General features: G+C 74.1%; 8 protein-coding genes. 5 read left to right on the top strand and 3 right to left on the bottom strand.

Annotated features, from left to right (window positions below):
• The coding region (locus ABD352_RS00200; protein WP_344610090.1) for an FUSC family protein at positions 1–415 on the top strand (415 nt) is incomplete at its 5' end.
• 5 nt (positions 416–420) lie between these two features.
• Here the strand turns inward: ABD352_RS00200 and ABD352_RS00195 are convergent.
• The gene (locus ABD352_RS00195) at positions 421–2,013 is read right to left on the bottom strand and encodes a GDSL-type esterase/lipase family protein (RefSeq protein ID WP_344610089.1); all 1,593 of its coding nucleotides are present in this window, start codon (positions 2,011–2,013) and stop codon (positions 421–423) included.
• 144 nt (positions 2,014–2,157) lie between these two features.
• Here ABD352_RS00195 and ABD352_RS00190 point away from each other — a divergent pair, with 144 nt between their 5' ends.
• The 3 genes from ABD352_RS00190 to ABD352_RS00180 are packed head-to-tail and all read left to right on the top strand — an operon-like array spanning position 2,158 to position 4,242.
• A complete protein-coding gene (locus ABD352_RS00190; RefSeq protein WP_344610088.1) occupies positions 2,158–2,871 on the top strand; it encodes a GntR family transcriptional regulator in 714 nt (237 codons plus the stop codon).
• 7 nt (positions 2,872–2,878) lie between these two features.
• Positions 2,879–3,586, top strand: coding sequence for a deoxyribose-phosphate aldolase (deoC, locus tag ABD352_RS00185; RefSeq protein ID WP_344610087.1), 708 nt, complete (start codon positions 2,879–2,881; stop codon positions 3,584–3,586).
• A 29-nt stretch (positions 3,587–3,615) separates the two neighbouring features.
• On the top strand, positions 3,616–4,242 hold the full coding sequence (locus ABD352_RS00180) for a class I SAM-dependent DNA methyltransferase (RefSeq protein WP_344610086.1): 627 nt from the start codon (positions 3,616–3,618) through the stop codon (positions 4,240–4,242).
• 16 nt (positions 4,243–4,258) lie between these two features.
• Here ABD352_RS00180 and gltX read toward each other — a convergent pair whose 3' ends face one another.
• Positions 4,259–5,713 (bottom strand): glutamate--tRNA ligase, encoded by a 1,455-nt coding sequence (gltX, locus tag ABD352_RS00175; protein WP_344610085.1) that lies wholly within the window; start codon positions 5,711–5,713, stop codon positions 4,259–4,261.
• 60 nt (positions 5,714–5,773) lie between these two features.
• Positions 5,774–6,184: a DUF3224 domain-containing protein gene (locus ABD352_RS00170; protein WP_344610084.1), complete on the bottom strand. Its 411-nt coding sequence runs from the start codon at positions 6,182–6,184 to the stop codon at positions 5,774–5,776.
• A 167-nt stretch (positions 6,185–6,351) separates the two neighbouring features.
• On the opposite strand from ABD352_RS00170, the gene ABD352_RS00165 reads away from it, so the two are divergent.
• Positions 6,352–6,920, top strand: a 569-nt coding sequence (locus ABD352_RS00165; RefSeq protein ID WP_344610083.1) for an RING finger family 4 domain-containing protein, incomplete at its 3' end; no start/stop codon positions are given.

Here is a 6,920-nt window from a genome sequence, read left to right as displayed (position 1 = left end):
GGTGGCCGTGGCCCTCGCCGGCGGCATCGCGACCGCCGCCGGGTTCGAGCGCCCGTACTGGGCGATGACCGCCGCCCTCGTCCCGCTCTCCGTGGTCACGCTGCGCCGGCAGGTGACCCGCGGCGTGCACCGCGCGGCGGGCACCGTGGCCGGGCTCGGGGTGGCGGCCGGGCTGCTCGTCGCGCCGCTGCCCATCGAGGCCACCATCGCGCTGGTGGCGCTCTGCCAGGCCGGCGCCGAGCTGCTGGTCGGCCGCCACTACGCCGCCGCGATGGTCTTCATCACCCCGCTGGCGCTGCTCGTCGGGCAGATCGCCGCTCCGCAGCCGGTGCCCGGGCTGCTCGTGGCGCGGCTCGTCGAGACGGTGATCGGGGTGGGCGTGGGGGTGGCGACCGCCGTCGCCACCCGCGAGTGACGCGCCTACAGCAGGTCGAACTCCTCCCAGGGGCCGATCGCGGTGCGGTTGGCGATGAGCGGGGACGCGCCGGCGTTGTCGGCGCAGACGTACTTGCCGTTGGCCAGGGCGCGCAGGGAGACGCTGCCGTCGGGGTTGGGGATCAGGTCGAACGTCTCCCAGGAGCCGACGGCGGCGCGGTTGGCGATGAGCGGGGACGCGCCCGCGTTGTCGGCGGTGACGATGCTGCCGTTGGCGTGCGCGCGCAGGGCGATGCGCCCGCTACCGAGGTCGATGCGGTCGTACTGCTCCCAGGGCCCCACCGCCGTGCGGTTGGCGACGAGCGGGGCCGCGCCGGCGTTCTCGGCGGTGACCAGCTTGCCGTTGGCGTGGGCCCGCAGGCTGACCACAGTGGACGGTGGCGGGGTGGAGGTACCGAACAGGGAAAGATCGACGGCGTTGGCGATGGCCTGCAGCCCGGCCTCGTTCGGGTGCAAATGGTCGCCGGAGTCGTACGCGGGCAGGAACCACGTCGGCCGGGCCGGGTCGTGCGTGGCGGTGTCCTGGTCCACGACCCCGTCGCAGCCGCTGCCGGCCGAGCGCACGAACGCGTTGAACGCCTGCCGCCCGTTCTCCCCGGCCTGCGTCCAGTACCCGGCCCCTTGGAACGGCGTGAGCGTCGAGCACAGGAACTTGACCCCGGCCGCGTGGGCGCGGGCGATGAGCTGCTTGGTCGCCGTGACGAGCTGGTCGCCGGTGACCGCGCCGCCGGTGCTGCCGAGGTCGTTGATCGGGTCGTCGGCGAAGATGACCCACTTGACCCCGGCCTGCCCGAGCACGTCGCGGTCGAAGCGGTTGGCCGCGCTCGGCCCGGCGCCGTCGGCAAGCAGCCGGTTGCCGCTGATGCCCTCGTTGAGCACCCCGATGCTCCGCCCCGCGGCCCGCAGCCGCGCGGCCAGGTCGTCGGGCCAGCGCCGGTTGGCGTTCGCGCCCGAGCCGACCCCGTCGGTGATCGACGCGCCGAGCGCCACCACCGCGCCCTCGGCGGCCGCGTTCTGCACGTCGAGCCCGGTGAGGAAGAAGTAGTTGGTGCGCGTCTGGGCGCCGGCGAGCGAGGCGCTGCCGGCCACGTCCCCGGCGGCGACGTAGTTCGTCTGGTTGCCGAAGTCGTGGACGGTGGCGTTGCCGGTCGGCGCCGGCAGGTAGAAGCTCACCGCCACGTCGGCGCCGGGGTCCACGGTGAAGGCCACGGCGTCGCTGGTGACGCTGCCGCCCACCGGGATCGAGACCTGCCCCGCGCCGGCGAACGTGACCACCCGGTCGGTCGCGGGGTCGACGGAGCTGCCCGAGGTACGCCGGGCGATGTGCACGTCACCGACGACGACCGCCTGGCTGCCGAACGCGTTGGAGAGCCGGATCCGCGCCGCCGTCCCACCGATGGCGGTGTGCACGACCTGCCGCAGGGTCTGCTGGTTGAACGTGGTGCCGCTGCTCTGCGGCGCCACACCCCAGGTCCCGGTCCACCCGGGCGCGGCCGATGCGCCGCCCGCCCGCCAGACGATGCCACTGAACGCCAGCACGACCGCGATCGCGGCGCCGGCGAGCTTCCGAGAGCTCATGACTTCCATTCCCGATCATTTGGTACGGCCAGAAGCCACGATTCGCCGCAATCGTGTTCGGGCCTAACCATAGCCGTTCTTCGATCGATGCGCACGACCTCGGGCATGCTATGGTCTAGGTTGTCTAGACGACATGGAGGAGCTGTGGCCAAGACGCCGCTCTACGTGCGGATCGAGCGGGAGCTGCGGGCGCGCCTCGCCGGGGCGCGGCCCGGCGACCCGGTGCCCGCCGAGTCCGCACTCGCCGAGGAGTTCGGCGTCGCCCGGATGACCGTGCGGGCGGCGCTCAACGCCCTGGAGGCCGACGGGCTGATCGAGCGGATCCAGGGCCGGGGCACGTTCGTGCGGCAGCGACCCGCCCCGCGGGCGGCCGGCACGCTGATGAGCTTCCACGACCAGGTCCGCGGCTGGGGCCGCACCCCGTCCTCCCGGCTGCTGGAGGCCGAGGTCAGGCCCGCCTCCGCCGAGGAGGCCACCGCGCTGCAGCTGGCCGCGCGGGCGCCGCGGGTGGTGGCGATCGCGCGGGTGCGGCTGGCCGACGGCGTGCCGCTGGCCGTGGAGTACGCCTGCTTCCCGCCGCACCTGGACGCCCTGCTCGATCGGGACCTGGAGAGCGGCTCGCTGCACCGCGCCCTGCACGACCTCGGCCTGCGCCCCACCCTGGGCTCCTCGACGCTGACCGCGCAGCCGGCCGGCCCCGACGCCGAGCACCTGCACGTCCCGGCGACGGAGCCGCTGCTGGTCGAGGCCCGGTGCATCGTCGACCAGCGGTCCGCGCCCGTGGAGTACACGATCAGCCGCTACGTCGGCGCCCGCTACGCCCTGCACGTCACCTTCGACGTCCAGCCACCGAGATAGGAGCCCGATGATGCACGTCGCCAAGATGATCGACCACTCGCTGCTGCGCCCCGAGCTGACCACCGCCGACATCCACCGGGGCTGCGACATCGCCGCCCGCCGCGCCGTCGCCTCGGTCTGCGTGCGCCCCTCCGACGCCGGCCTGGCCAGGACCGCGCTGGCCGGCACCGGCGTGCTCGTCGGCAGCGTGGCCGGCTTCCCGCACGGCGACACCCTCACCGCGGTCAAGGCCGCCGAGACCCGGGCACTCGTCGACGCCGGCGCCGACGAGATCGACATGGTCCTGCACATCGGCCGCCTGCGCGACGGCGACGCCGCCTACGTCCGCGACGACATCGCCGCCGTGGTCGCCGCCGCCCAGGGCCGCACCGTCAAGGTCATCCTGGAGAACGCCTACCTCGCCGACGAGCAGAAGGTCGCCGCGTGTCGCCTCGCCGAAGAGGCCGGCGCCCACTTCGTGAAGACCAGCACCGGCTTCGCCCCGGGCGGCGCCACCCTCGCCGACATCCAGCTGATGCGCGCCAGCGTGTCCCCGCACATCGAGATCAAGGCCGCCGGCGGCGTCCGCACCCTCGACACGCTCCTGACGCTGCACGAGGCCGGCGCGACCCGCTTCGGCGCCACCGCCACCGAGGCCATCCTGGACGAGCTCGCCGCCCGCGAACGCGGCGAGCGCCCCACGCAAGCGCCGGCGGCGACCAGCGGCGGCTACTGACGCCGGACCGCCGCCACTACGGTGACACTATGACGGACTGGCTCACCGACACCCGCGCCTCCTACGACACGGTCGCCGCCGCCTACGCCGACGCGGTCCGCGGCTCGCTGACCGGCGACCCGTACGTGCGGGCCGCGCTCTCCCTGTTCGCCACCCTGGCCGGCGGCGACGGACCGGTGGCCGACGCCGGCTGCGGGCCCGGCCACGTGACCGCCCACCTGCGCGGACTGGGCGTCGACGCCTTCGGCCTGGACCTGTCCCCCGCGATGATCGACGTGGCCCGCCGCGACCACCCCGGCGTGCGTTTCGAGGTCGGTTCCATGACCCGGCTGCCGCTCGAGGACGCGTCCCTGTCGGGCCTGCTCGCCTGGTGGTCGCTGGTCCACACCCCGGACGAGGCCCTGCCGCAGATCCTGTCCGGGTTCCACCGCGTGCTGCGCCCGGGCGCCCCGCTGGCCGTCGGCTTCCACGCCGGCGAGGGCGCCCGGCTGAAGACCGAGGGCTACGGCGGCCACCCGATGCACGTGTACGTCTACCGCCGTACCCCGGCCGCGATGACCGCCCGCCTGCAGGAGGCGGGCTTCACCGTCGAGGCGGAACTGTGCCTGGACCCGTCGACCCCGTCACCGAGCGCCGTGCTCTTCGCCCGAAGCTGAGGACCCCGGCGAGACCTCAGCCGTTCAGGGAGGCGGCGGCCTGGCGCAGGCGGGTCACGGTGCGGTCCTGGCCCAGGGCGACGATGGTGTCGTCCAGCGGCGGCGAGACCGGCTTGCCGACCAGGGCCAGGCGCGCGGTCATGAACGAGCGGCGGCGGTTCAGCCCCGACTCGGCCACCACCGCGTCCAGCGACGCCGTGATCTGGGCCTTCTCGAACGGGTCGAGGGCCTCCAGGGTCTTGGCGAAGGCCTCCAGGGCGGCGCGGGCGTCGGCCGGCGGCAGGCCGTGCTTGGCCAGGTCGGCCGGCTGGATCTCGACCGTCTCGGCGGCCAGCCAGCCCAGCTGCTCCGGCAGCTCGGCGAGCTTCTTGGTCCGCTCGCGCAGCGGCACGACCAGGGTGCGGATGTCCTGCGCGGTGAGGCTGCCGGGCAGGAACGGCTCGGCGGCCGCCAGGAACGCGTCGTCGTCCAGGGCGCGCAGGTAGTGGCCGTTGAGCCAGTTCAGCTTGTCGATGTCGAAGACCGGGCCGACCGGGTTGACCCGGGCGAAGTCGAAGGACTCGACGACCTCGTCGAAGGTGAAGATCTCCTTGCCGTCGGGCATGGAGTAGCCCATGAGGGCGAGGAAGTTGACCAGGGCCTCGGGGAGGTAGCCCTCCTCCTGGAACCACTTGAGGCGGGCGGCCGGGTTCTTGCGCTTGCTGATCTTCGAGCGGTCGGCGTTGCGCAGCAGCGGCATGTGGGCGTACTGCGGCGCCGCCCAGCCCAGCCAGCGGTACAGCAGCAGGTGCTTGGCGGTCGAGCTGATCCACTCCTCGCCGCGGATGACGTGGGTGACGCCCATCGCGTTGTCGTCCACGACCACGGCCAGGTGGTACGTCGGGAACCCGTCCGCCTTGAGGATGACCTGGTCATCGGGCTGCGGCGGGGTGATCTCGCCGCGGATGAGGTCGGTGAAGGCGATCCGGGCGTCGGCCGGCACGAGCATGCGCAGCACCGGGACCTCGGTGAAGCCCGGCAGCTCGGCCCGCTCCTCGCGGGTCTTGCCGTAGCAGAGCCGGTCGTAGCCGGTCGGGATCTTGAGCTTCTGCTGGCGCTCGCGCATCTGCGTGAGCCGCTCGGAGGAGCACCAGCACTCGTAGGCGTGCCCCTCGGCGAGCAGCCGGTCGGCCACCTCGCGGTAGATCGGCAGGCGCTCGGACTGCCGGTACGGCGCCGCGGGGCCGCCCACGTCCGGGCCCTGGTCCCAGCTGAACCCGAGCCACCGCAGGGTGTCGAAGACCTGCTGCTCGCTGCCCTCGACGTAGCGCGTGCGGTCGGTGTCCTCGACCCGCAGGATGAACTCGCCACCGTTGCGGCGGGCGAACGCGAGGTTGAACAGCGCGGCATACGCGGTGCCCACGTGCGGGTCGCCGGTCGGCGACGGCGCGATGCGGGTGCGCACGGGGCGCTCGGTGCCAGGAGTGCTCACCATCCCGACATTACGACACACCCCGTGACCGTCCCGCACCGGGTTATCGCGAACCCGCCGCTACTCCGGCAGCTCGTACTCCAGCCAGATCCGGTGCGTGCCGTCCGCATCGACGGTCAGGCCGCCGGTCCCGGTGATCCCGGCCAGCTCGCCGGTGCCGCTGCTGGGGACGATCGCGAAGTACTCCCCGGTGCGGTCGTTGCCCGAGGTGGACGCCGAGTGCACGAAGTTGAACGCGCCCGGCCGCCCGCCGACGCTCCCCTCGAACGATTCCATGGCGATGTACGTCCCGACCGCCGACGCCTGGTCGAACGCGGCCGTGAACAGGGTCGCCGCCCGGCCGGCGATCTCGCCGTCGAACGCCTTCTCCATCTGGGCCAGCCCGACCGGCAGCGCCGTGGCGATCGCGGGCTCCGGGGCGACCGTGGTGGGGACGAAGCTCTTCACGCTGAACGTTCCGCTCGCTCGCATGGGCGCAGCGTAACCGGAAACCCGCGTGCTGGCGGGGATCCGCCCGCCGTACCATGTGCGATGGCCGGGGCGGCTCCCAGGTGCGCTTCCTTCTCTTCTCATGTTCAGATTCAGCGTGCCGACTCTCCGCCCCGGCCTCTGCCTGCCCGCCCCAGGAGGCCCGCGACATGGACGCCCTCGCCACGGTACTGCTGCGTCGCGCAGGCGCCGTCCCGCTCCCCGCGCCCGCCGCCGCCCCGCCGGCCGACGGCCCGGAGTGGGTCGCCGCGCTCGAGGCCGACCTGGCCCGCCGCGGCCTGCTGCTGGCGCCGCCGCTGCGGGCCCGCTTCGCCGCCCTCGACCCGGCCGGGCGCCTGCGCTGGGCCGACTGGGTGTGCGCGGTCGAGGACCAGCGCACCGGCGCGGACCGCGACCACGTGCCGCTCTTCCGCGGCTTCCCCGACACCCCGGCCGACCCGGGGGCCCTGTTCGTCGACCGCCTCCTGGTCCACCTGCTGCAGGACGGCGACGCGCCCTGCATCCTGTGCGGCGCCGAGGGCACCGTCCACCCGCTCGACCCCTGCGGCCACGTGGTCTGCGCGGCCTGTTTCGACCCGCGGCGCTTCTCCGCCTGCCCCATCTGCGGCCGCCGCCTGACCGAGGGCCGCGCCTACCTGCCGCTGCCCGCGGCCGCTCCCCCGGGCGCCGGCGGCACCGAGCCGGTCCGGCTGCGCCGCCTGCGCCTGGCCGGCGACCC

Origin of the sequence: Dactylosporangium salmoneum (assembly GCF_039532525.1) — a bacterium.
Taxonomy (GTDB): Bacteria; Actinomycetota; Actinomycetes; order Mycobacteriales; family Micromonosporaceae; genus Dactylosporangium; species Dactylosporangium salmoneum.
Note: the sequence above shows the minus strand (reverse complement) of the source record. Positions and strands in the feature narration are given on the sequence as shown.